This window comes from Sphingobacterium sp. IITKGP-BTPF85 (assembly GCF_001006065.1).
GTDB classification, from domain to species: Bacteria; Bacteroidota; Bacteroidia; order Sphingobacteriales; family Sphingobacteriaceae; genus Sphingobacterium; species Sphingobacterium anhuiense.
This window is the reverse complement of the sequence record NZ_ASZT02000261.1, coordinates 1-2,666: the sequence shown is the minus strand read 5'-3', so window position 1 is coordinate 2,666 and position 2,666 is coordinate 1. Positions and strand designations below refer to the sequence as shown.

Below are 2,666 nucleotides of genomic sequence, written 5' to 3'. Positions count from 1 at the left end.
TTGACTACTTAAACTCATTTCCGTTTCAATAACGGTTTTTGGCTTTTTTAGATGTCCACTAAGGTAAAGTCATCATGATACCACCTGCGATAAATAATATCCAAGCTGGGGCAACAATATCCGCCGAAGCTAATTCTGACATCATATAGGTGTCCGGATTGCCACCAGATGCCTGGAAGAAACCGATGGCCTGAATGGCTGCTACGGGTACTCCGATAAAGTTAACCAGATCGTTTCCTGCAAAGGATAAAGCTAAAGCGAATGTACCAACACCGATAATGACCTTAAGGATGTTCACTTTTAACCTGATAAGTATAAAACTAAAGACCGTAAACAGCACAAAGCTTCCCAATATCAAATGCAGCTCGTGCGTGTTAATCCACTCCTTCGTCGCTTTATCGATAAAAGAAACGGTCTTCATTCCTTTAATCAGGATAAAATAACTTATGGATGCTAAGGCGATACCTCCAAATATAACTCCGAAAGATTTAATCTTACGTTCGTACTGAAAGGTGAATATGAGTCGAGAAAGGTATTGTACCGCCATACCTACAGTGAAGGACAGGACCACGGATAAGAGGATGCTGATGACAATCTCGGAGGCCTTCTCTGTATTAATATATTGCGAAAGCGTCGACCAATCACCTGAGGTACTTACTATTTTATAGAGTCCTAGACAGACCGCAGCCCCTAGGAGCTCAAAGACGATGGATACTGTTGTAGAGGTCGGGAGTCCGAAATAGTTAAATACATCAAGGAGTATGATGTCTGTAATCATGACGGCGAGGAAGATAACTATAACATCATTAAAACTGAACATACCAGGAACGTAAATTCCACTTCGTGCAATCTCCATCATTCCACTTGAGAAAACCGCCCCAGACAATATACCCGCACTAGCGAGAATCATGATCAGGCGGAAAGAAATAGCTTTGGAGCCAATAGCCGAATTTAAGAAATTGACAGCATCATTGGTTACGCCGACCATGAGGTCGATAATCCCTAAAGTGATCAGCGTAATAATTACGAGATATAAATAATTGTCCATAGTTATTATTTTTGCAAAGGTATGAACAAAAGGTGAGCCATATATTAAGTTAATGTTAAGTGTTGCTTTTGTTAATATTGAATAGGATTAACTATCCACTTATGCTAAAGTATTTTGTTTTCAGGTATTTATTTTAATAATAGAATAGCACAATGTTTCATCACTGTCTTTTCAACTACACTTGAATAATCCGGCTATTTCAACGAATTATTATACTGCTTTAGATCATGCTCCATATCATATAATTCAGCTCAGTTTTAGCTGCAGAAATCCCTTCAATGATCGTTTTCTTTTCGCCTTCCGAATAGGTTGAAAAATATGCAAAAACACCGGGCTCATCCAATAAGTAAAGCGAAAATTGCTTGGGACATCGATGGCATAATTATCCTTCTAGAGGTCTATCTATACATGATCTCCCTCCTGCTTATTAATCAATTTCTTAATTTTTACTTTTACAGGTAAAAAAAGCTGCCCAGATCTCTTAGATAGGAGATTGTAATGTACGAATTCAAAATCAATCACTTTTTAGATCTAAATGAGAACTCTGTAGAAGAGATCAAAAACCATCTATTTATTTTTTTGTAGATTTGTTTGTTAATATGCAGAAATCAAATAGTATTAACATTACCGGACAAACAACAAGTTCAATCTACCAGTGGACATTTAACCTTGCTGAGACAATAGGAGTACAAGATAAAACAGCACATATTCTAAGTGCCACTTTTCTCATTATTGTATCTTTTATCTTCTTGCTGTTCTTAGATTATTTTCTACGTTTCTTTTTCAATTCAATCGTTACCAAGTTTATTAAAAAAAGTAAAACTAATTGGGATGATAAATTATTTCAAAATAAGGTCCAGATTCACTTAAGCCGTTTTATATTGATAGCAATTGCACAGCAGTTTCTACCCAACATATTTATCGGCTTTCCTTCTTTTATAGACGTACTAACAAAACTGCTTGGTATTTTGATGATCTTCGCTATTTATGGTGTGGCTAATGCACTGTTAAAGACTGCAAGAGATATACTTCGTTCATCTAAAGGTTTTGTAGATAAACCTGTTGACAGTTATATTCAGGTGTTACAGATATTTTTGATATTTGTTGTTGGAACTCTTATTGTTTCTGTACTTACAGGAAATTCTCCTTGGTCATTTCTTGTTTCACTAGGAGCTGCCTCTGCTATTTTGATGCTGGTATTTAAAGATACCATTCTTGGTTTTGTAGCAAGTATACAGGTCTCTGCTAATGATTCGGTACGTGTTGGAGATTGGATAGAAATGCCTAAATATGGTGTTGATGGCGATATACTCCAAATAAATCTAAACAATGTACGCGTGCAGAACTGGGACAAGACAATTGTTACCATCCCGACATATACCTTGCTGAGCGATTCCTTCAAAACTATAGAGGTATGCAGGAAAGCGGAGGAAGAAGAATTAAAAGATCCATTTATATCAAAATATCCACCATTAGGTATCTCAGCGATGAAGAAATTCAGGAACTTAAAAAGATTGTACTTTTAACACCTTTTATTGAAAAAAGAGAAAGAGAAATAAAAGAATATAATACAAAAAACAAAATTGACCCCAAAGTTCTTGTAAACGGGAGAAGAATG

2 protein-coding genes are annotated in these 2,666 nt (G+C 36.1%); one reads left to right on the top strand and one right to left on the bottom strand.

From position 1 onward, the window contains the following. Window positions 1-58 precede the first annotated feature (58 nt). Window positions 59-1,048, bottom strand: a complete 990-nt coding sequence (locus L950_RS24830; RefSeq protein WP_021191382.1) for an inorganic phosphate transporter — start codon at window positions 1,046-1,048, stop codon at window positions 59-61. Window positions 1,049-1,647: 599 nt separating this feature from the next. Here L950_RS24830 and L950_RS24825 point away from each other — a divergent pair. Continuing rightward, entirely contained in the window at window positions 1,648-2,574 is a 927-nt protein-coding gene (locus L950_RS24825) for a mechanosensitive ion channel family protein (RefSeq protein WP_021191380.1), read from the top strand. Window positions 2,575-2,666 lie beyond the last annotated feature (92 nt).